20 protein-coding genes are annotated in these 19,674 nt (G+C 68.2%); 6 read left to right on the plus strand and 14 right to left on the minus strand.

Translation table 11 applies throughout. From position 1 onward, the window contains the following. The first annotated feature begins 111 nt into the window (after positions 1–111). Positions 112–456, plus strand: coding sequence for a DUF308 domain-containing protein (locus E3T33_RS15125; RefSeq protein ID WP_166784366.1), 345 nt, complete (start codon positions 112–114; stop codon positions 454–456). Between the two features lie 22 nt (positions 457–478). On the opposite strand, the gene E3T33_RS01875 is transcribed toward E3T33_RS15125, so the two are convergent. Together E3T33_RS01875 and E3T33_RS01880 are read right to left on the minus strand one after the other, a co-directional pair. Then, complete coding sequence (locus E3T33_RS01875; RefSeq protein WP_134574618.1) at positions 479–2,521, minus strand: S9 family peptidase; 2,043 nt, start codon at positions 2,519–2,521, stop codon at positions 479–481. A gap of 12 nt (positions 2,522–2,533) precedes the next feature. Then, positions 2,534–3,331 carry an SDR family oxidoreductase gene (locus E3T33_RS01880; RefSeq protein ID WP_134574619.1) on the minus strand — a complete coding sequence of 266 codons (798 nt, stop codon included), beginning with the start codon at positions 3,329–3,331 and terminating at the stop codon, positions 2,534–2,536. Between the two features lie 62 nt (positions 3,332–3,393). On the opposite strand from E3T33_RS01880, the gene E3T33_RS01885 reads away from it, so the two are divergent. The 4 genes from E3T33_RS01885 to E3T33_RS01900 all read left to right on the plus strand — a co-directional run bounded on the left by E3T33_RS01885 (position 3,394) and on the right by E3T33_RS01900 (position 6,034). After that, positions 3,394–3,867 carry an NfeD family protein gene (locus E3T33_RS01885; RefSeq protein WP_092321874.1) on the plus strand — a complete coding sequence of 158 codons (474 nt, stop codon included), beginning with the start codon at positions 3,394–3,396 and terminating at the stop codon, positions 3,865–3,867. After that, the gene (locus E3T33_RS01890) at positions 3,867–4,805 is read left to right on the plus strand and encodes an SPFH domain-containing protein (RefSeq protein ID WP_134574620.1); all 939 of its coding nucleotides are present in this window, start codon (positions 3,867–3,869) and stop codon (positions 4,803–4,805) included. Before E3T33_RS01885 ends, E3T33_RS01890 begins: the two co-directional genes overlap by 1 nt. A 9-nt stretch (positions 4,806–4,814) precedes the next feature. Continuing rightward, the gene (locus E3T33_RS01895) at positions 4,815–5,582 is read left to right on the plus strand and encodes a glycerophosphodiester phosphodiesterase (RefSeq protein WP_092321877.1); all 768 of its coding nucleotides are present in this window, start codon (positions 4,815–4,817) and stop codon (positions 5,580–5,582) included. A gap of 86 nt (positions 5,583–5,668) precedes the next feature. After that, entirely contained in the window at positions 5,669–6,034 is a 366-nt protein-coding gene (locus E3T33_RS01900; protein ID WP_092321878.1) for an RNA polymerase-binding protein RbpA, read from the plus strand. On the opposite strand, the gene lnt is transcribed toward E3T33_RS01900, so the two are convergent. The 10 genes from lnt to E3T33_RS01950 all read right to left on the minus strand — a co-directional run bounded on the left by lnt (position 6,031) and on the right by E3T33_RS01950 (position 16,411). Further along, positions 6,031–7,611 carry an apolipoprotein N-acyltransferase gene (gene lnt, locus E3T33_RS01905; RefSeq protein ID WP_134574630.1) on the minus strand — a complete coding sequence of 527 codons (1,581 nt, stop codon included), beginning with the start codon at positions 7,609–7,611 and terminating at the stop codon, positions 6,031–6,033. The genes E3T33_RS01900 and lnt overlap by 4 nt on opposite strands. Positions 7,612–7,623: 12 nt before the next feature. Then, the gene (locus tag E3T33_RS01910) at positions 7,624–10,068 is read right to left on the minus strand and encodes a DEAD/DEAH box helicase (protein WP_092321881.1); all 2,445 of its coding nucleotides are present in this window, start codon (positions 10,066–10,068) and stop codon (positions 7,624–7,626) included. 9 nt (positions 10,069–10,077) lie between these two features. Continuing rightward, positions 10,078–10,830, minus strand: coding sequence for a twin-arginine translocase subunit TatC (gene tatC / locus E3T33_RS01915; protein WP_092321883.1), 753 nt, complete (start codon positions 10,828–10,830; stop codon positions 10,078–10,080). A 45-nt stretch (positions 10,831–10,875) separates the two neighbouring features. Then, positions 10,876–11,097 (minus strand): Sec-independent protein translocase subunit TatA, encoded by a 222-nt coding sequence (gene tatA / locus E3T33_RS01920; protein ID WP_092321885.1) that lies wholly within the window; start codon positions 11,095–11,097, stop codon positions 10,876–10,878. Continuing rightward, positions 11,090–11,431 (minus strand): hypothetical protein, encoded by a 342-nt coding sequence (locus E3T33_RS01925; RefSeq protein ID WP_134574621.1) that lies wholly within the window; start codon positions 11,429–11,431, stop codon positions 11,090–11,092. The genes tatA and E3T33_RS01925 overlap by 8 nt, the downstream gene beginning before the upstream one ends. Positions 11,432–11,434: 3 nt before the next feature. Beyond that, complete coding sequence (locus E3T33_RS01930) at positions 11,435–12,427, minus strand: WYL domain-containing protein (RefSeq protein WP_092321889.1); 993 nt, start codon at positions 12,425–12,427, stop codon at positions 11,435–11,437. Then, positions 12,424–13,494 (minus strand): WYL domain-containing protein, encoded by a 1,071-nt coding sequence (locus E3T33_RS01935; RefSeq protein ID WP_134574622.1) that lies wholly within the window; start codon positions 13,492–13,494, stop codon positions 12,424–12,426. Before E3T33_RS01935 ends, E3T33_RS01930 begins: the two co-directional genes overlap by 4 nt. Before the next feature lie 107 nt (positions 13,495–13,601). Next, positions 13,602–14,567, minus strand: coding sequence for an FKBP-type peptidyl-prolyl cis-trans isomerase (locus tag E3T33_RS01940; protein ID WP_166784367.1), 966 nt, complete (start codon positions 14,565–14,567; stop codon positions 13,602–13,604). A gap of 102 nt (positions 14,568–14,669) precedes the next feature. Further along, positions 14,670–15,671: a tRNA (adenine-N1)-methyltransferase gene (locus tag E3T33_RS01945; protein ID WP_092321895.1), complete on the minus strand. Its 1,002-nt coding sequence runs from the start codon at positions 15,669–15,671 to the stop codon at positions 14,670–14,672. Then, on the minus strand, positions 15,668–16,411 hold the full coding sequence (locus E3T33_RS01950) for an HAD family phosphatase (protein WP_277870617.1): 744 nt from the start codon (positions 16,409–16,411) through the stop codon (positions 15,668–15,670). Before E3T33_RS01950 ends, E3T33_RS01945 begins: the two co-directional genes overlap by 4 nt. A gap of 88 nt (positions 16,412–16,499) precedes the next feature. On the opposite strand from E3T33_RS01950, the gene E3T33_RS01955 reads away from it, so the two are divergent. Beyond that, positions 16,500–17,441, plus strand: coding sequence for a PAC2 family protein (locus E3T33_RS01955; RefSeq protein ID WP_092321897.1), 942 nt, complete (start codon positions 16,500–16,502; stop codon positions 17,439–17,441). Between the two features lie 91 nt (positions 17,442–17,532). Here the strand turns inward: E3T33_RS01955 and mshC are convergent, their stop codons facing one another. Together mshC and E3T33_RS01965 are read right to left on the minus strand one after the other, a co-directional pair. Next, entirely contained in the window at positions 17,533–18,798 is a 1,266-nt protein-coding gene (gene mshC, locus E3T33_RS01960; protein ID WP_092321899.1) for a cysteine--1-D-myo-inosityl 2-amino-2-deoxy-alpha-D-glucopyranoside ligase, read from the minus strand. 14 nt (positions 18,799–18,812) lie between these two features. Further along, the gene (locus E3T33_RS01965; protein ID WP_092321901.1) at positions 18,813–19,667 is read right to left on the minus strand and encodes an undecaprenyl-diphosphate phosphatase; all 855 of its coding nucleotides are present in this window, start codon (positions 19,665–19,667) and stop codon (positions 18,813–18,815) included. Positions 19,668–19,674: the final 7 nt, after the last annotated feature.

The following is a 19,674-nucleotide window of genomic DNA, read 5'->3' on the forward strand; positions in this document are numbered from 1 at the left end:
TCGATCCAACCAGCTTCGAGCAGTACATCAGATTCTCCTGCGTCGGCGCGGTCGCGGCAACGGGCCCTGTCACGGGGAATCTTCACGGGCGGAGCGGGTGTCGGCGGCCGCGTGCTCAGCATCCTGCTCGGAGTTTTCCTGGCCATCGCCGGCATCATCGCGATCAGGAACCCACTCAGCTCGCTCGCCCTGCTCACGATGGTGATCGGGATCTCCTGGATCATCGAGGGCGTTGTCGGCCTCGTCGAGACGTCCCACGACTCCAGCAGATGGTTCGGCTGGCTCTTCGGAATTGTCGCCATCGTGGCCGGCACCGTCCTGCTCCTGACGCCGATCGAGTCGCTGGGCGTGCTGGTCTGGATCGGCGGAACCTTCCTGGTCGGCTCCGGCGTCATCCAGCTGGTCCAGGCCTTCACCTTCGGCAAGCGCGCCCGCACGCACGGCGACTCGCGCTGAACCGAGGGCCGGAGGGGCCCGTTCAGCTCACGGCCCCCGGGTTCTCCGCGGTGGGCAGGTGGCGGGCCCACCAGTCGAGGATGATGTCGAACCGGTGAAGGCGGTGCCGAGGGCTGCCCCCGCGGCTGAGCTCGTGATTCTCGCCGGGGAAGATGACGAGTTCGGCGGGCACTCCCCCGCGTTTGAGCCCGGAATAGTACCGTTCGGCCTGGGACAGCGGGCACCGCAGGTCCAGCGCCGAGTGCATGACCAGGGTGGGCGTCCTGACCGCTCCCACGCAGGCCTGGGGGCTCTGCGCACGCACGAGGTCCGGATCGGTGCCCACGTACTCATCGGTGAACGAATCCCCGATGTCCGATGTCCCCACGAATGCCTCGGGGTCGAGGTAGCCGCGCTCGACGATCGCGGCGGCGAAACGGTGATCGTGCGCGATGGTCCATGCGGTCAGGTACCCGCCGTAGGAGCCGCCCATGATGCCGAGTCGGTCCGGGTCCAGCGACGGGTCCTCGGCCAGGGCGCCGTCCAGGAAGTCGAGCACATCGGCCTGGTCGAGGACTCCCATGCTCTGCCGGATGGCCCGGCCGTGTGCGTGGCCGTACCCGGATGAGCCGCGAGGGTTGCACATCACGACCGCGTAGCCGGCATCCGCGCAGACCTGGGCCTCGTCGAGGAGCGCGACCGTGTACTGGGCGAAAGGGCCGCCGTGGATGGTGAGCAGCACCGGGTGCGGGCCGGGCCCGGAAGGCGCGACCACCCATCCGTGCACGGGATAACCGTCCCGGCCGGTGACGGTGAGTTCCCGCGCGGACGTCATTCCCGTCTCGCGCAGGGGCACGGAAAAATCGGTGAGCCGCCGAAGCCGCGGGGTCTCGGCCAGGGCGAGGTCGCCGGCGGTGAGCGCGTCCTGGAAGGCGAAGACGGTGTTCTCCCCCACGGTGTCGACCCCGGACACGACCACGGCGCTGTCCGTCACCTGCAGGACCACGCCGTCGGCCGATACGCTGACCAGTTGCACGCGGCCGCGCGATTTGCTGTGCGCGAGCACCAGCCCGTCGGTCGTGATGCCCAGCTCCACCTGGTTGTCGAGGTCAATCTCTTCCGGCTCGGTGAGCCGGACCGGTCCCTCCTCCCCGCGAATGCGATAGAGCCCGGTGGTGCGGGCAACGAAGTCCCGCCCGCTCTCTCCCACGGCCTCGGCCAGCGCGTAAATGGTGCCGTCGACCGCCCAGGCGACCTGGCCGATGTGAAGGCCGGCCTCCGCCCCGACGGCGATCCGCTCCGGCACGCGGGGCGACGCGCCCGCCGGGTCGAGCAGGAGTTCGACCAGCTCGGTAGCGAGGTCGCGGTCCCGGCCCTCGTGGCGGGCGGAAATGGTGAGAAGCTTCGTGCCGTCGGGGGCGAAGGCCAGGCCGGAATGGTCGAAATCACCGGCCGTGACCTGGCGCGCCTGCGGCAAACCGAGCGGCACGCCGTCGCCCCCGGCCAGGCCGGCCGGTTCGTCGCCCGGCGAGGGCGCCGGGGCCGCCGGCGGCTCGGCCCAGACGTCAGGCACGTCGACCAGGAACAGGTGGGCGCGCTGGTCGACCGTGAAACCGACACCGTTCGACTGGTAGCGCAGGGTCGTGATCCGGCGCGGGGGTTCGGAACCAGGATCGATCCCGGGCACGGTGCCGTAGCGGCCGGGTTCAGGCACGCGGGCGACGAAACCCAGGACCCGGGAATCGGGGCGCCAGCGGTAGTCGGTGACGCCGAGGGGCGCGTTTGTCACCTGGACGGGCTCTCCCCCGGCGGCGTCAACAACGTGCAGTTGAGCGGGACCGTCGGGGGAAGCGCGGAGGAAGCCGAGGAGGCGTCCATCCGGTGAGAAGCGCGGGGCTGTGTCGCGGTGGCCCCGCGTTACTCGGCGCGGAGAGGGCTTGCCGGTCAGGGCGACCGTCCAGAGCTGGCCGAGGTAGTCGTCGGCAGTGAAATCAGGGCGCACCAGCGAGAAGACTGCCCGGCTGCCGTCGGGGTGGATGGTGGGCCGTGAAACCGTCGACACAAGAGGGAGGTCGGGCGCCTTCATCCATCGCTCCTTTTAGCCGCCGTTGAAGTCGGTGGTGTCGCCAACGTAGCGCGTATTGTTCTCCGGTACCGGCTCGACCGCGGCCAGGGCGATCTCCGCGGCGAATTCGCTCACGTTGTACAACCGGCCGGCGGCGTCCTTCCGGGCGCTGATCGCACCCGGGTTGGCTCGTTCGAGCAGGGTGGCCGTGATCGTGCCCTCGATCATGTCCCCGGACACCACGACGAATCCGATGCCGGCTGCCTGCAGTTCCGGGATGAGGGCGCGCAGGGCGTCCTCGCCGGCGCGCTTGCTGCGGGCCACCGGTTCGTACTCGGGCATCGTCGCCGTCGTCTCGATGAAGTGGGCCTGGTGGCTGGTCACGAACACCACGCGGGAGCCCGGCCCGAGCAGTGGGATGGCTCGGCGCAGCAGGTCGACCTGCGCGTCCCGGTTGAGCTGCATGGCGTAGTCGGCGGCCATGCCGCTTTCCATGCCACCGGAGGCGTTCATCACGAGAATGTCCAGGCCGCCGAGTTCCGCGCGGATCGAATCGAACATGGCGGCGACGGAATCCGGGTCGGTCAGGTCGGCGCCAACGGTCATGGCCGTGCCGCCGGCCGCGCGGATGGCGTCGGCGAGCTTCTTCGCCCGTGCCTCCTTGTTGCGGAAGTTGATCACGACGTCGGCGCCGGCCTCCGCGAAGTATCCGACGGTGTCAGCTCCGATTCCGCGGGAGGAACCGGTGACGAGGACGCGCTTGCCGGTGAGGGAACCGGGTGCGAGGGGATTGTTCGAAGGGATGCTCACGAAAAACAACCCTAGCAACATGACTCGGCGCCCGGACCCGGGATGATAGCTTCTGAGATGTACCGACACGCGAGGGGGGCGGGATGCCCGATCTGACGCAATACCTGTGGATTATCTGGCTGGTCTTCATCCTGATCTGCGTGATCATCGAGCTGCTGTCCCTCGAGTTCACCTTCCTGATGATCGCCGCCGGCAGCCTCGCCGGCCTCGGCGCGAACCTGCTCGGTGCCGTCTGGTGGCTTCAGATCCTGGTCGCCGCAGTGCTCTCGGTCCTGCTGCTGCTGACCATTCGCCCGCTGCTCCTGCGCGTGATGGCGAAGGGGGCCGATCCCACCCCGACCAACGTCGCCGCGCTGATCGGACTGAGCGGCCGGGTGGTGTCCACCGTCGGCGGGGATACCGGCGGGCTGGTGAAGCTGGCCAACGGTGAGACCTGGACCGCACGACTCTCCCCCGGCACCGGTCACGGGGCACTCGAACCCGGCGACGAGGTCCACGTCGCCGCGATCGAAGGCTCCACCGCCGTCGTCACCCCCTCGGAAAGGAACACCGCGTAATGCTCAATCCTGGAGAATTCATCGGGCAGATCTTCGTCATCGCCCTCCTGGTCGTGATCGGGGTGTTCGTCATCGTGGTGCTCGCGCGGGCCATCAAGATCATTCCGCAGGCCAACGCCGGAGTCGTCGAGCGCCTCGGGAAGTACCACAAGACCCTCCTCCCCGGGCTGAACATCCTCGTGCCGTTCATCGACCGCGTGCGGCCGCTCCTCGACATGCGCGAACAGGTCGTCTCCTTTCCTCCGCAGCCCGTGATCACGGAGGACAATCTGGTCGTGTCGATCGACACGGTCGTCTATTTCCAGGTAACGGATGCCCGGGCCGCAACCTATGAGATCGCCAACTACCTCGGTGCCGTTGAGCAGCTCACCACGACCACCCTGCGCAACGTGGTCGGCGGACTCAACCTCGAAGAGGCGCTGACCAGCCGGGACAACATCAACGGCCAGCTGCGCATCGTGCTCGACGAGGCAACCGGCAAGTGGGGCATCCGGGTCGGCCGCGTCGAGCTCAAGGCCATCGACCCGCCCCACTCGATCCAGGACTCGATGGAGAAGCAGATGCGCGCCGAGCGCGACCGCCGCGCGCTGATCCTCACCGCCGAGGGCACAAAGCAGTCGGCGATCCTGACCGCCGAGGGCGCGCGCCAGGCCGCGATCCTCCAGGCCGAGGGCCAGGCCCAGGCCGCGGTGCTCCGCGCCCAGGGCGAGGCCGAAGCCATCCAGATCGTGTTCAAGGCCATCCACGACGGCGATCCGGACCCGAAGCTCCTGGCCTACCAGTACCTCCAGACCCTCCCCAAGCTGGCCGAGGGCAGCGCGAACAAGCTGTGGATCGTACCGAGCGAACTCACCGAGGCCATGAAGGGCATCGGCCGCGCGTTCGGCCAGAACGCCGTTCCCGGTTCGCACGGCGGGCCTGCCCACACGTCGGAGTAGCGAAGCGCCATGCCGGCCGAGCAAGCGTCGCAGTTCCTCCTGCCGCCGGTGCCTCGCGTCTTCGCGCACCGGGGGCTGAGCCTGGAGGCGCCGGAGAACACGCTGCTGGCCTTCCTCAAGGCCCTCTCCAGCGGCGCCACGCACCTGGAGACGGATGTGCACGTGTCGCTCGACGGGGTCGCCGTGCTCAGCCATGACCCCGACCTGGCCCGTGTGGCCGGGAGCACGGCGCGCGTCGACCAGCTGACGATGGCGGAGCTCAGTCGGGTCGACCTGGGCGCCGGCCAGTCGTTCGTGTCGCTGTCCGAAGCGCTCAGCGCATTCCCCGAGGCCCGATTCAACATTGATGTGAAGGTGGCGGGAGCGGTGGAGCCCACCGCGGGGGCGATCCGGGATGCCCGCGCGAGCGCCCGGGTGCTGATCACGTCGTTTTCCGAGTCCCGTCGCCGGAGCGTCGTGGGGCTTCTCCCCGGCGTGGCGACATCCGCGTCACCCTCCGTGCTGATCAAGGCCCTGCTGTCTTCCCGGATCGGCCTCACCTGGTCCGCCCGGCGGGTGTTGCGGGGGTTCGCAGCGGTCCAGGTCCCCGAGCGCTACGGCCGCGTGCGGGTGGTCACGCCGCGCTTCATCCGAGTCATGCACGCCGCCGATGTCGAGGTGCACGTCTGGACCGTGAACGATCCCGCCGCGATGAGCCGGCTGCTCGATCTGGGCGTGGACGGCATCGTCACCGACCGGTGTGACCTGGCGGTCGCCGTCATCGCCGCCCGAGCCTGAGAAATGACCGTGAGAACGCGCATAACGGAAAGATAACGTTCAGCTTCATGGTTTATACCTGAGAGTGCATCGAGAGGAGAAACACGATGGCGGATCGCAGTTTGCGTGGTATGAGGTTGGGCGCCCAAAGTCTTCAGAGCGAAGAGGGTGTCACGTTTTCACCCCGAGTCAGTCACACGTACCGGTGTGCAACGTGCGATCGCGAAACGGTGATGGTTTTTTCGGCCGACGCAGAGGCTCCCGACGAGTGGGAGTGCCGGTTCTGCTCGCAGACGGCGACCCGGCTGGTGGATTCCAAGCCTGTTGTCGTCGACCACTCTGATGAGAAGGTCGCTCGTACCCACTGGGACATGCTCCTGGAACGGCGCACCCGTCCCGAACTCGAAGAACTCCTCGAGGAACGACTCACGGTTCTTCGTGAGCGCCGCGGCTCGCACAAGATCGGTGCCTAAGGCACGGTAGTCATCTGACGCTTGCTCCCAACAGACCGTCCGCGAGCGGGTGAGGGACGGCTCGTCACCACTCCCCCGAAGCACATCATCAGGCCGATAAGGCCGAGTCCGGTGACGAACCATTCGATCTGGCGTCCGAACGCCATGGCCGGCGTGATGGTGTCGCTGAGCGGCACGGTCTGCACCATCGACCCTGGCTGCCAGGTCGGAATGCTGTCGATCGTCTGCCCGTCCGGGGCGATGATGGCACTGGACCCGACCGTGGAAATGTTCACGACCGTCCGGCCGGCCTCGATCGCCCGGAGCCGGGCGATTGCCAGTTGCTGAACGCTTTCATCGGTGCGGCCGAAGTCGGCGTTGTTCGTCTGCGCCAGGATGATCTGGGCATCCTGGTCGATCATCTCGTGCACAAGCTGGTCGTCCGCGATGTCGAAGCAGATCGCGATGCCGGCCTGAAGGCCGTCGATATCGAACACGTTGCTCTGGGTGCCGATGCCGTAGTCGCGAGAGACCAGGTCGATCAGTTCCGGGGCGAACGGGCGCCAGAAGTCCCGATCCGGCATGTACTCGGCGAAGGGCACCGGGTGCACCTTGTCATAGACGGCGACGGCGCCTTCGCCGGCCTTCCAGAGCAGGGAACTGTTGTAGTAGGTACCGTCATCGCGGCGGGTGATGGTGCCGGTGATGAGCGGGGCGTCCATCTCTCGGCTGATGGCGTCGGCGACCCGGGCGGCGTCATCCGATCGGGTCGGATCGATGTCGCTGGCGTTCTCGGGCCAGACCACGAAGTCGACCTCCTCGCCGATCAACGGCAGGGTCTCCGCGACGTGGTCGTCCAGGATCTGGCCCGGCGAGAACCTCGCGAACAGTCCAGCGTCCGACGCGCCCTGGACCGCGGCAAGCCGGGTCGTCCCGGTCTCCACCGAGGGCCAGGCCGGAATCGCGAGCAGGAGGGCAACCGCGCCGACGGCGATGCCCGAGCGGAAGCCCCGGCCCACCTCCGCCTCGCGCAGCAGCTGCACGCACAGCGCGCTGAGCCAGACGAGCAGGAAGCTCAGGCCCGACAGGCCGACCCAGGCGGCCAGGGAATTGAATGGGCTCTCCGACTGGGAGAGGGCCACCCGCCCCCAGGCGAAACCACCGTACGGCCACACGGCCGAGAGCGCTTCCTGCGCCGTCCAGATCCCCGCCACGACCACGGGGACCATGCCCAAACGGCCCAGCGGTGTCGGCCAGACCACGGGGCCGACGCGCAGGACGAAGGCGATCAGCGCCAGGCCGACTCCGAAGAACAGCGCCTGCAGGACGGCGAGGGCGAGCCACGGCACCGGTCCGAGGTAGAGAGTGAGCCAGGAAATGTGGATCAGCCAGAAGGACAGCCCCGCAACCATGCCGACCAGGAGGCCCGTCCATGGTCCGCGCCCGAGCAGGGCGACGAGCATCAGACCAACGGCGAGCGGAGCGAGGAACCACCAGCCACGATCGGGGAAGGCGGAGTCGAGGATGGCGCCGGCGCCCGCGGCCACGATGAGGGACGCCCACAGCGGCAGGCGCAATGAACGTTCGGTGCCCTCCATCACGTCACCAGCCTAAGCGACGGACGAGTAGGCCACGATGCCGCGGCGCACGGCGTCCATGGCCTGGCGGGCGGTGCGGCCGACCGGGTCGTCGGCGACGACCGAGAGCTGGTCGAGCAGATCGATGGTCTGTTTGGTCCAGCGCACGAAGTCCCCCGCCGCCATCTCCGCCTCGGCGAGGACGTCGGTCAGGGCACCGCCCCGAGCCCATTTCCACATGGCCAGGCTGAGGCCGAGTGCCAGGGGGTTGCTGCCGGGCAGCTTGTTGTCGCGTTCGAGATCGTCCAGGCGGCTCCACAGCTCGTGAGTGCGGTCCAGGGCCGGCATGAAGGTTCCCCTGGGGAGATAGCGCTCATTGATCAGGCCCTCCTCGCGTCTTGGTTCGAACACCAGCGCGCAGGCCATCGCGGCCAGGCCGGCCGGGTCGAGCTCGGACCAGATACCCTGGCGCAGGGCCTCGGCGACGAGCAGGTCACGGTCCGCGTAGATGCGCCGCAGGATGCGCCCGCTCTCGCTGAGCCGCACGGCCCCAGCCTCGTCGTTCTCCAGGTAGCCGTAGCCGAGCAGCACATCGGTGACCCGGTCGAAGATCCTGGCGATGGCGCCGGTCCGCGATGAGATCTGCCGGCTGAGGACATCCGTTTCTCGCGTGAGTTTCCACCACCGTTCGGCCCAGCGGGCGTGCTGTTCGCGCTCGGGGCAGTTGTGGCAGGAATGCGCCTTCAGGCGCTTACGCAGGCTCTGGAGCTCGCGCTGGCGGCGTTCGCGTTCCCCGCGCGACGCATGCTCGACCCCGTCGCCCCCGCGCTCCAGCGCGGTCAGGCTGCGGCGAATGGACGAGTAGTCCGCGAAATCGCCGAGGTGGCAGGTCATCGACGTGGCGAAGCCGGCGAGAGACTCCTCCTGCTGCCGCACCTTGCGGGCCAGGTCGACGACCGCCCGGTCGGCCTGGAACTGGGCGAAGGAGGATTCGAGCACCTCGCGGGTGCGCTCCCGCCCGAACTGGTCGATCAGGTTGACGGCCATGTTGTAGGTCGGTTTGAAGCTGGAGTTGAGCGGATATGTGCGCCGGGAGGCGAGCGAGGCGACCGCCTGCGGGTCGAGCCCCTGCGCCCACTGGATCACGGAATGCCCCTCGACGTCGATTCCCCGGCGGCCGGCCCGTCCGGTGAGCTGCGTGTACTCCCCCGGCGTGATCGGCACCCTCGCCTCGCCGTTGAACTTCTCGAGTTTGTCGAGCACGACGGTCCTGGCCGGCATGTTGATGCCGAGGGCCAGGGTCTCTGTGGCGAACACGGCCTTCACGAGCTTCTTCTGGAACAGCTCCTCGACGACCTCCTTGAACGCGGGCAGGAGGCCGGCGTGGTGCGCCGCGACGCCCCGTTCGAGGCCGTCGAGCCACTCGAAATAGCCGAGGACGCCGAGGTCCTCGTCGAGCAGGGTGCGACAGCGTTCGTCGACGATCCGGCGGATCTCCTCACGCTCGCGGGCGTCGGTAAGGCGTACACCCGCGCGCAGGACCTGGCGCACGGCCTGGTCGCAGCCGACCCGGCTGAAGATGAAGAAGATGGCGGGAAGCAGGTGCTTGCCGTCGAGCATCCGCACGATTTCCGAGCGGTCCATCCTCCCCGCGTCTGCCTGTGCCCGGTCGAGGTAACTCCCCCGGTCCGAGCCGCGCCGCCGGGACGAGGAGCGATCGCCGAGTGACCGCTGGCCCGACCGTGCCAGCTGCACGAGTTCCGGGTTGACCCTGTGGTCCTGGCCGAGTCCCGAGCTGTCGAAAAGGTCGATCATCTTGCTCTTGACCAGCACGTGCTGCTCGAGTGGGACCGGACGCTCCTCCGAGACGATGACATCCGTTCCGCCGCGCACGGCCTGCAGCCAGTCGCCGAATTCCTCGGCGTTGGAGACGGTCGCGCTCAGCGCGATCATCCGCACACTCTGCGGGAGGTGGATGATGACCTCCTCCCAGACGGCGCCGCGGAATCGGTCGGCGAGGTAGTGCACCTCGTCCATGATGACGAAGGCGAGGTTGGTCAGCAGGTCCGAGTCGGCGTAGAGCATATTGCGCAGCACCTCGGTGGTCATCACCACGATCCGGGCCTGCGCGTTGACGTTCGTGTCTCCGGTGAGCAGGCCCACGGATTCGGGGCCGTACTCGGCGACGAGCTCCTGGAACTTCTGGTTACTGAGGGCCTTCATCGGGGCGGTGTAGAACACCTTCGCCCGGGGCTCTTGCATCGCCAGGAACACCGCGAACTCGGCCACGATCGTCTTGCCCGCGCCGGTCGGTGCGGCGACGAGCACGCTGTTTCCCTCCTCGAGGGACGCGCAGGACGCGAGCTGGAACGGGTCGAGGTCAAAGCGCAGGCCGGACCGGAAGGCCTGCAGCCGCGGATGACTCGTCCGCGACCGGGAGGCCGCGTACTGCTCGGCCGGTGAGGGAATGGTTGTCATGCGGTGAGCCTAAAGTCCCAATTCCTGCTCGAAAGCCAACGTGCGCCGGGCGACGCGGCGGTCGTGCAGGTAGGCGATGCCGTAGGCGGCGAAATACAGCACCACCATCGGGATGGCGAGGAGGAACATCGACACGACATCGGCGGCCGGGGTGGCGATAGCGGTGAACAGCACGATGACCAGGATGGCCACGCGCCAGGACTTGATGATCGACTCGGCGGTGATCACGCCGGCCAGGTTGAGCAGCACGAGGAAGACGGGAAGTACGAACGCCACCCCGATGGCGATCATGAGCTTGAGCACGAAGTCGAGGTAGTTCTGCGCGTTGATGAACGCCGCATCCTCGGACGGCGCGAAGCTCGTCATCAGCCCGACCACATTCGGGAGCACATACCAGCCCGCGGCGCAGCCGGCCAGGAACAGCGGGACCGCCGAGAAGAAGAAACCGAAGGTGTACTGCTTCTCCTTGCGCGTCAGGCCGGGCACGAGGAAGGCGAAGATCTGGTACAGCCAGACCGGGCTGGAAACGATCAGGCCGACGTAGAACGAGATCTTGAGCTTCAGGTCGAAGGCCGAGGTGATGTCGGGGTAGTTGATCTGGGCGTTCCGATGTTGCGCCTGGATGATCGCGTAGATCGGCTCGCGCAGGGCGTCCCAGACGTAGTCGGACAGGATCCAGCCAATGACCGCACCGACAAGGATGCCGGCGGCCGCCAGGAAGAGACGCTTGCGGAGTTCCAGCAGATGTTGCCCGAGCGACATCTTCCCTTCGCTGCCCGCACGCCGCGAGGTGCGCACGGCCAAGGGTTACGACTTCGTCGTGGGATCGGCCGATCCGGCGGCCTTCGACGTCTCGTCGCCGGACTTGCCGGCCTCGTCATCGACAGCGTCGCTTTTGATCTCGCTCTTGAAGATCTTCATCGACTGGCCGAGGCTGCGGGCCAGACCCGGCAGCTTGGGCGCGCCGAACAGGAGCAGAACGACGACGAGGATGATCAGGAAATGCCATCCGGTCAGGTTGTTAAGCATGAGGGTCAGTCCTCTGGGTCAGGGCGGTTTGTGTCACTAGTTTACTCCGCTGAACCAACCGATCCCGACGCAGCTGCCGGCGGCGTTCCGCGGCGGCGCGCTGGAGCTGGGCCGCGTCGGACAACTCCTGGTGGCTGCGGAAGACGGCCGGGGTGAACCTCACGGCGTCCGATTCGACGGGGCCGGAATCCAGGTCGACCATCCCGCCGAGGTCCTCGAGGGCGCGGAGGGTTCTCATCAGCTTCCGGAACAGCGTGAAACCGAACCAGGCCAGCATGCCGAGCAGGGCCAGACCGAGCCCGGTCCAGATGAGCACCCACGACCACCAGGGCATGGGCTAGGCCCGGCCGGTGGGCTCGTCGTAGCGGGCCGCGCCGGCCGCGGCCCACTCGGCGACGACCTGCCGCGCCTCGGCCGGTTCGACCACGGTGACGAGTCCGGCAAGGCCCCCGACGAGTCGTTTCAGGCCGTGATAGTGGGCAACGCGAAGCGTCGTCCGCACGCGATCGCCGCCAACGGGAGTCGTCGCCCGATCCGGCGCGTAGTCGGCCAGGAGGGCCAGGGCCGACGAAGGCAGTTCGATGACGACCGAGAGGTCCTCGTCCGAAGCCTGGAAGAGCGTGTCCGAGAGCACGAGGCCGGCGTCGTGCGAGCCGACCGGTTCCGTCGTTGCCCGCAGGTCGCTCATCCGGTCGAGCCGGAAGGTGCGGGGAGCCTGCCGGAGGTGGCACCAGCCGCGCAGGTACCAGTCGCTGTCCACGGACTCCAGGCGCAAGGGATCGACGAACCGGTGTTCGTTCTCGCCGCGGGCGTTGAGATAGTCGAATTCGACCTGGACGCCGTCCCGCCCGGACGCCTGGATCACAGTCATCGCGGCATCCGAATCGGGGCTCGACACCGCGAGCTGGGTCGGGGTGGCGGATGCGCCGCGGGTGAGCTTGGCCATGAGCGACGCGACGGCGTCCCGGTCGGCGTTCTCGGGCAGTGAGGAGAGGTACTGGAGCCCGGCGATGAGGGCGGCCGCCTCCCGTGCGGAGAAGCGGGGGGAATCGTCGATGGCGACGAGGTGGGTGAGCGCGATCCTGTCGTTGTCCTCGAACTCGTCCCAGTGGATGTCGAAGAGGTCCCCGTCGAGGTACTGGTGCGTCTCGCCGGGAATGCCGGACACCGCGATGAGCCGGACGGCGTCGCGCACGCGCTCCGGCGGAACACCGAAGTGCCCGGCGGCCTCGGTGACGGTGACGTTGTCGTGGTCCATCAGGTACGGGATGAGCGAGAGCAGGAAAGTGAGCTTGTCCGACGCCCCGAGGACCGGCGTGCGTGCGGTCATGCTGCGCTCCCCCGGGTCGTGCCGGTGTGCGCGTCGCGCACCCCGACGAGGCGTGTGCGGACGGCCTGGCGGAGCGCGAGCGGTGAGCGCACAAGCACCTCCGGACCGTAACCGGCCAGTTCGTCGGCGAGGATGTCGATATCCGTGTAATGCAGGGTCACGGCGTGCAGGGTCCCCGCGTCGGGGGTCACGGCGTCCGGGGCTGCCATCGTCCCCGGGCCGGTCCCGCCGGTGTGGCGTTTGCTGAGTCGCACGGCGGCGTCGCTGCCGGGTTCGACCACCAGCTCGGCGACGTTGGCCTCCCAGAGGGCGTCGAGTTCGTCCAGCGCCTGCCGACCGGAGCCCTCCCCGTCGGGAATGAAGGTCTCACCGGGAACGGTCACGACGGGCCCGACGATGCGCGAGAGCAGGAAGGTGCGGGGGGCCCGAGCCTCCTGGTCGGTGCCGTAGAGGTGCCACCGCCCGCCGTGCAGCACGATGGCGCGCGGGGCGACCCTTCGCCGACGCGGGGAACTCTCCCCCGGCTTGAGGTAGAGGAAGGCGACGACCTGGCCGTGATCCAGGGCCTTGCTGAGCGGCGCGAACGACGCGTCGCGGGCGCGCAGGTGCGGGGCGTAGCCGAGCACGGGATCGCTCGAGTCCACGCCGAGTGAATTGAGTTTTGTCAGCGCCCGCCGGGACTCGGCCGACAGGGAGCCCTCGCGCCAGACGGTGGCGGCGAGCTTGAGGAGCATCAACTCGTCCGGGGAGAACGACACGTCGGCGGGCAGGTTGTAGAGGCCCTTGGGGATCCGGTACCGCAGCAGATGGTTGTTGCCGGGGTCATCCTGCGGCTCGACGGTCTCGAGCGGGATGCCCAGCTCGCGGATGTCGTCCTTGTCGCGTTCGAACTGGCGCTCGAGGTTGGCGGTGTCGCCCCCGCTCAGATAGCGCTGGCGGTAGCCCTGCACCGTGGACAGGATATCGGACTTGGTCAGGCCGATCTCGGTCGCGATGAGCGCCAGGACGAGGCTGAACAGTCGTTCCTCAACGGTGATGCGGGGAGTCTGCTCTGGGGTGGACGGCACGCTGCGATTCTAACCGTGTCACTCGCCCGCGCCACGCAAAACCGCAGTTGTGCCGCCTAAAACGAGCTTAGGAACGGCACAACTGCGGTTTTGCGGGTGGGACCGGGTTACTTGATGCCGAGGATGTCGACGACGAAGACGAGCGTCGATCCGGCCGGGATGGTGTCAGACGCCTGGTCGCCGTAGCCCTGGTCGGGCGGGATGACCGCGATGACCTGCGAGCCGACCGTTTGGCCGACAAGTGCCTTGGCGAACCCGGGAATGACGCCGCCCTGGGTCGTGGAGCCGTCGGCGGCAGCGAACTCGGCGGGTTCGCCGGTCTTCCAGCTGGAGTCGAAGACCTTCTTGGTGTCCCAGAGCACGCCCGTGTAGTGCACGGTGACCGGGTCGCCCTCCTTGACCTTCTTGCCGTCGCCCTTCTTCAGCACGTTGATCTCGAGCTTGGTCGGGGCCTTCGAGGCGGGAATGGTGATGCCGGGCGCGCCGTTGTCGGCGAGTACGACGGCGGGCATCCCTGCCTTGGCTGGCTGGGCGTCACCGTCGGCGCGGGTCTTGTAGGCCTTGACGACATCGAGGACGAAGACGAGAGTGTCGTTCTTCTTGACGCCGATCTGCTCGTTTCCGCCCTGGGGGCCGAAGGCGTCCTTGGGGGCGACGGCGAGCGTCAGGCGCGACCCCTCCTGGGCACACTTCAGGCCCTGGGAGAGACCCTTGATGGTCTTGTCGTTGAGCACGAAGCCGGCCAGCGTCGTTCCGTCGTACTTGCTTTCCTCGATGACCTTGCCGGTGGTGCCGTTGTAGACACTGAGGTCGATCTTGACCTTCTGGCCCGTGGCGAGTCCCTTGCCCTCGCCGGCGATGACCTCGCTGCGCTCGGTGGTCTTCGCCTTGAGTGGTGTCGGGAAGTCGACCTTGGGCTTCGAGCCGAACTTGCCGTCGACCTCGACCAGCTTGGAGGCCGCACCCTCCTTGACGGGCGCTTCACAGCCCGCTTCGTTCGTGCCGGGGGCGCACGCGGTCAGCGCGACAATCAGTAGTCCGGCGGTGGCAATCGATGCGAATGCTTTGCGCACAAGTCCTCTTCTCGGTATTGCGGGGGGCACGGCGGCATGGGCCGCTGCGCAGTGCTTGGGGTGGTTGGTGGTTGCCGCTTGGGTTGAGGGCAAGGGCCCATCCTAACCGGCGTCGAGGTCGCGAGCCTTGGAAAGTGCTGCACCCGTGCCGGCAGCCCGCACGCGCTTGCGCAGGACCTTCGGGCTGACACTGCGTTCGCCCAGGGCCCCGGGGGTCCAGGCCTCGACGTCCGCGTCGGCGAAATCGGTCTTGGACGGGCGGCGCTTGAGCTCGGGCAGGACGGTGTCCGGCGCCAGTCGACGGGCCGTGATCAGGAAGCCGGTGTGGCCGATCATCCGGTGGTCGGGCCGCACGGCCAGGCCCTCGACATGCCAGCCCCTGATCATCGTCTCGTTGGAGTCCGGATTCGTGTACAGCCCGGAGCCGCGGATGGCTTCGGCCACCCTGGACAGCTGGGTCACGGTGGCGACGTAGCAAAGCAGAACTCCGCCGGGCTTGAGGGCGTCCGAGACGGCGCCCAGGCATTCCCACGGGGCGAGCATGTCCAGCACGACCCGGTCGACGGACTGCGGCTCCACGGTGGTCGGCAGCGCCTCGGCGAGGTCGCCCAGGGTGATCGTCCAGTTCGCGGGGTCCGAGCCGAGGAAGGTGGCGATGTTGGCGCGGGCGACATCCGCGAACTCGCCTCGCCGTTCGAAGGATGCGAGCCGGCCGGCCGGCCCGATCGCCCGGAGCAGCCAGAGGGACAGCGCGCCGGATCCGACGCCGGCCTCGACCACGGTCGCGCCGGGGAAGATATCCGCCTGGGCGAGGATCTGCGCGGCGTCCTTCGGATAGATGATGGCGGCGCCGCGCGGCATCGACATGACGAAGTCGCTCAGCAGCGGGCGCAGGGCCAGGTGCTCGACGCCGACGTTGTTGGTCACGACCGAGCCGTCCGGCAGGCCGATGATGTCGTCGTGCGACAGGATGCCGCGGTGGGTGTGGAAGACCTCGCCCGGAACCAGGGTGATCGTGTTCATCCTGCCCTTGGGCCCGGTCAGCTGAACTCGGTCCCCGGCCCGGAACGGTCCGCTGTTCTGGATGACCTGACTATCGTTCATGCGGTGGCTGCGCCCTCGTTGGTGGTGGTCCCGGTCTGCACCGGTATGTGGATTCGATCGAAGGCCCTCCGCCGTTCGCCGAAGAGTTCGGTGAGGCCGGCCACGGTGCGCCCGGCCAGGCTCGGCCAGAGCGTGTAGTGCACGCTTTCCGGCAGGTCGATCTGGTGCGGCACGCCGATGACGACGGCCCCGGCTGCGACGGCGGCAGTGACGCCCGGTATGGAGTCCTCGACGGCGACACAGTGCTCGGGGTTCACACCGAGGTAGGCGGCTGCGGCAAGGTAGGCCTCCGGGTGGGGCTTGCCGTGGGTGACCATGTCGCCGGCGATGATGGTGTCGAAGGCAGCGAAGTCGATGAGGTCCGCGACCTGGCGCGCCATCCGTTCCACCGACATCGTCACCAGCGCCATCGGAATGCCGGCGTCCTTCAACTCCGCGAGGAGCTCCCGCGCTCCCGGACGCCAGGGCACGCCGTGCTCGGTGAGCTGGGCCTGCACCCGGTCGGTCAGCCAGTGCACGATCGCGTCGGCGTCCATGTCGACGCCGCGGTCCTGCAGGATGGCGGCCGAGGCCCAGAGCCCCGACCCGATGATGAGCATGCAGTCGGCGTGCGTCCACTCCCCCCCGAAGGACGCGACCAGTTCCGTTTCGGCCACCATCCAATAGGGTTCGGTGTCGACGAGGGTTCCGTCCATGTCCCAGAGGACCGCTGCCGGGATGTGGGGAATTACGGGGATCAGGTTCACGGGGTTCAAGTGTAGAGGGCACTGACTATCCTTGAGTGAGGTTCTCCGAGTGGAGCATCCGTAATGATCGGGGTCTCACGCAGTGACAGACGGCAAGGGGCTTCTCAGCGCTCGACTTCTGGTCGTGGCGTTCGAGGGCTGGAATGACGCGGGCGAGGCGGCCACCGGTGCCGTGCGCGCGCTGAAAGAGTTGCTCGACGTTGCCGAAATCGCCCAGGTCGATCCGGAGGTGTACTTCGACTACCAGTTCAATCGGCCGACCATCGCCACGAACGAAGATGGCCGACGCCTGATCGAATGGCCGAGCGCGATCATGTTCGGCCCGACAACCCCCGGGGCCGCCGGCGCCCCGCTCGCCGAGGACGCGCAGCTGCGGGTCAGCGGCACGAACGCGGGCAACATCTACCTGCTGCTGGGCACGGAGCCGTCCCGGAGCTGGAAGGGCTTCGCGGCGGAAATCCTCGACGCCGCCCTCGCCGCCGATGTGAGCGCCATCGTGTTTCTCGGGGCGATGCTCGCCGATGTCCCGCACACCCGGCCGATCTCGATCTTCGTGTCCAGCGACAACCCCGAGGTGCGGGCCGAGCTGGAGATCGAACGCAGCAACTACGAGGGCCCGGTCGGGATCCTGAGCGTTCTCGCGGAGGCCGCCGAGAAAGTCGGCATCCCGACGTTGTCGATCTGGGCGTCCGTCCCGCACTACGTGCACAACGCCCCCTCCCCCAAGGCGATGCTGGCCCTCATCGACAAGCTCGAGGAGATCATCGACGTCGTCATCCCCCGCGGGCACCTGGTCGCCGAGGCGGCCGAGTGGGAAAGCGGCATCGACGCGCTCGCCGCGGAGGACGAGGAGATGGCGGCGTACATCGCGCAGCTCGAGCAGGCCCGCGACACCGTGGACTCGCCGGAGGCCAGCGGCGAGGCGATCGCCCAGGAGTTCGAACGCTACCTGCGCAAACGCGGGGACGGCCAGGGCGGCTGGGCCGACGGCCGCCCGGGCCCGGACGCGCCGCGCGCGCCCTGACCCCCGACTTCCCCCTCTTAGTCCCCGCGAAACCGCACTTGTGCGCGTTATTCGGGCGTCATAACGCGCACAACGGCGGTTTCGCGGGGGTTCAGAGGGCGACGCCGAGCAGCGCGTCGATCGCGCGCACGAGCAGCGCCGGGTCGTCCAGCGGATGCTCGGCCGCGGCGTCCACGACGGCGAGTGCCCGGGGCGTGTCCAGGTCGTCGGTCAGGGCTGCCCGCAGCCGGGCGACCACCGCGGCGGCGCTCCCCGGCGCCGACGCGGCCGGGGCTCCGAATGCGGCCTGCCAGCGCGCGAGGCGCCGTTCGGCGTCGCCCACCTGGGCGTCGGTCCACTCCCAGTCCGCGCGGTAGTGGTGGGCCAGGAGGGCCAGGCGGATGGCACGCGGGTCCACGCCCGCTCGGCGGAGGCTGGACACGAGCACGAGGTTGCCGAGCGATTTGCTCATCTTCTCGCCCTGGTAGGCGACCATTCCGGTGTGGCTGTATACCCCGGCGAGCGGGTGCCCGGAGAGCGCGGCCGCGTGGCCGGCGCTCATGTCGTGGTGCGGGAAGATGAGGTCGGAGCCGCCGCCCTGCACGGTGAAGTCTGTGCCGAGCTCCTTCAGCGCGATGACGGAACACTCGATGTGCCAGCCCGGACGGCCCGCCCCGGCCTTTGACGGCCAGGCCGGTTCCCCGGCGCGGGCCGCGCGCCAGAGCAGCGGATCCAGCGGGTCGCGCTTGCCGGCACGGTCCGGGTCTCCCCCGCGCTCTGCGAACAACGCGAGCATCGTGGCCGGGTCGAGGTTGCTTTCCTCGCCCAGCTTCCAGGGTGCCTGCCGCTCGGCCTGCCGGATGTCGAAGTAGATGTCCGCCGTGGGTTCACCCGACGCACCCGGCAGGGCGTCGCTCGTGTCCACCGGATAGGCCAGGCCGGCGTCCCAGAGCTGGTCGACCGCGGCGGCGATTTCGTCGATGACCTCGGTGACGGCGACGTAGTCGTCGGGCGGGATGATGCCGAGCGCTTCCATGTCGGTTCGGAAGAGCTCGACCTGGGATTCGGCCAGTTCGCGCCAGTTGACGCCGGTGGCTGTGGCTCGCTCGAGGAGCGGATCATCCACATCGGTGATGTTCTGCGCGTAGTGCACGCGGTAGCCGGCATCCAGCCAGGCCCGCTGCAGCGTGTCGAAGGCGAGGTACGTGGCGGCGTGGCCGATGTGCGTCGCGTCGTACGGAGTGATCCCGCAGACGTAGAGTCGGGCGATATCCGTCGGTCGGGCCTCGACGATCTTTCCGGTGGCGGTGTCGTGCAGTCTCGGTGCGTCGGAGTGACCCGGGACGGAAGGGACGACGGGTCGTTTCCATGCACGCATGGTTCCCAGCCTAACTAGGCGCTGATCGTGTTCGTGGCCAGCAGCACGAACAGAGCGGAGCCGAGCAGGATGCGGTAGATCACGAACGGCAGGAAGCTGTGCCTGGAGATGTAGTTCATGAAGAAGGCGATGACGGCCAGTGCCACGCCGAATGCGACGACGGTGGCGACCAGGGTCTCCAGCGGGCCGAAGAGTTCCGGCGTGCAGTTGCCGGCGGACTCGACGCACGGCTTCGCGACCGACTTGTACATCTGGTAGAAGCCGCTGCCGAGAACGGCCGGGATGGCCAGCAGGAAGGCGTAGCGAGCGGCTGCAGCGCGCTCGTAACCCATGAAGAGCCCGGCGGTGATCGTGCCGCCGGAGCGCGACACGCCGGGGATGAGGGCCAGCGCCTGCGCGAATCCGTAGACCACGCCGTGGCCGACGGTGAGGTCGTTCAGGCGCCGTTTCTTCGCGCCCACATAGTCGGCGATGCCGAGCAGGATGCCGAAGACGATCAGCACGGTGGCGGTGATCCACAGGTTCCGCAGCGAGGTCTCGATCTGGTCCTGGAAGAGCAGCCCGAGCACGATGATCGGCAGCGAACCGAGGATGATCAGCCAGCCCATACGGGCGTCCGGGTCGCTGCGCGGCACCTTTCCGACGAGCGACCGGCCCCACTGCCCGATGATGCGCACGATGTCGCGCCAGAAGAACAGCACGACAGCGGCCTCGGTGCCGATCTGGGTGATCGCCGTGAAGCGTGCGCCCGGGTCGGCGCCGGTGCCCAGGAACTCGCCGACGATGCGGATGTGGGCGCTGGATGACACCGGGAGGAACTCGGTGAGACCCTGGACGAGTCCCAGGATGACGGCGTTGAGGAAGTCCAAGTGGCTG

Source organism: Cryobacterium sp. TMT1-2-1 (assembly GCF_004403955.1).
Classification (GTDB): Bacteria; Actinomycetota; Actinomycetes; order Actinomycetales; family Microbacteriaceae; genus Cryobacterium; species Cryobacterium psychrotolerans.

Coding starts and splice junctions, on each gene's coding strand:
- E3T33_RS01925 (WP_134574621.1), bottom strand. CDS start 11,431: ATGCCCTGGTGGTCGTGGGTGCTCATCTGGACCGGGCTCGGTCTGGCC.
- E3T33_RS01875 (WP_134574618.1), bottom strand. CDS start 2,521: ATGAAGGCGCCCGACCTCCCTCTTGTGTCGACGGTTTCACGGCCCACC.
- E3T33_RS01910 (WP_092321881.1), bottom strand. CDS start 10,068: ATGACAACCATTCCCTCACCGGCCGAGCAGTACGCGGCCTCCCGGTCG.
- mshC (WP_092321899.1), bottom strand. CDS start 18,798: ATGCGTGCATGGAAACGACCCGTCGTCCCTTCCGTCCCGGGTCACTCC.
- lnt (WP_134574630.1), bottom strand. CDS start 7,611: ATGGAGGGCACCGAACGTTCATTGCGCCTGCCGCTGTGGGCGTCCCTC.
- tatC (WP_092321883.1), bottom strand. CDS start 10,830: ATGTCGCTCGGGCAACATCTGCTGGAACTCCGCAAGCGTCTCTTCCTG.
- tatA (WP_092321885.1), bottom strand. CDS start 11,097: ATGCTTAACAACCTGACCGGATGGCATTTCCTGATCATCCTCGTCGTC.
- E3T33_RS01885 (WP_092321874.1), top strand. CDS start 3,394: ATGCCCGATCTGACGCAATACCTGTGGATTATCTGGCTGGTCTTCATC.
- E3T33_RS01930 (WP_092321889.1), bottom strand. CDS start 12,427: ATGACCGCACGCACGCCGGTCCTCGGGGCGTCGGACAAGCTCACTTTC.
- E3T33_RS01900 (WP_092321878.1), top strand. CDS start 5,669: ATGGCGGATCGCAGTTTGCGTGGTATGAGGTTGGGCGCCCAAAGTCTT.
- E3T33_RS01880 (WP_134574619.1), bottom strand. CDS start 3,331: ATGTTGCTAGGGTTGTTTTTCGTGAGCATCCCTTCGAACAATCCCCTC.
- E3T33_RS01895 (WP_092321877.1), top strand. CDS start 4,815: ATGCCGGCCGAGCAAGCGTCGCAGTTCCTCCTGCCGCCGGTGCCTCGC.
- E3T33_RS01890 (WP_134574620.1), top strand. CDS start 3,867: ATGCTCAATCCTGGAGAATTCATCGGGCAGATCTTCGTCATCGCCCTC.
- E3T33_RS01945 (WP_092321895.1), bottom strand. CDS start 15,671: ATGAACGATAGTCAGGTCATCCAGAACAGCGGACCGTTCCGGGCCGGG.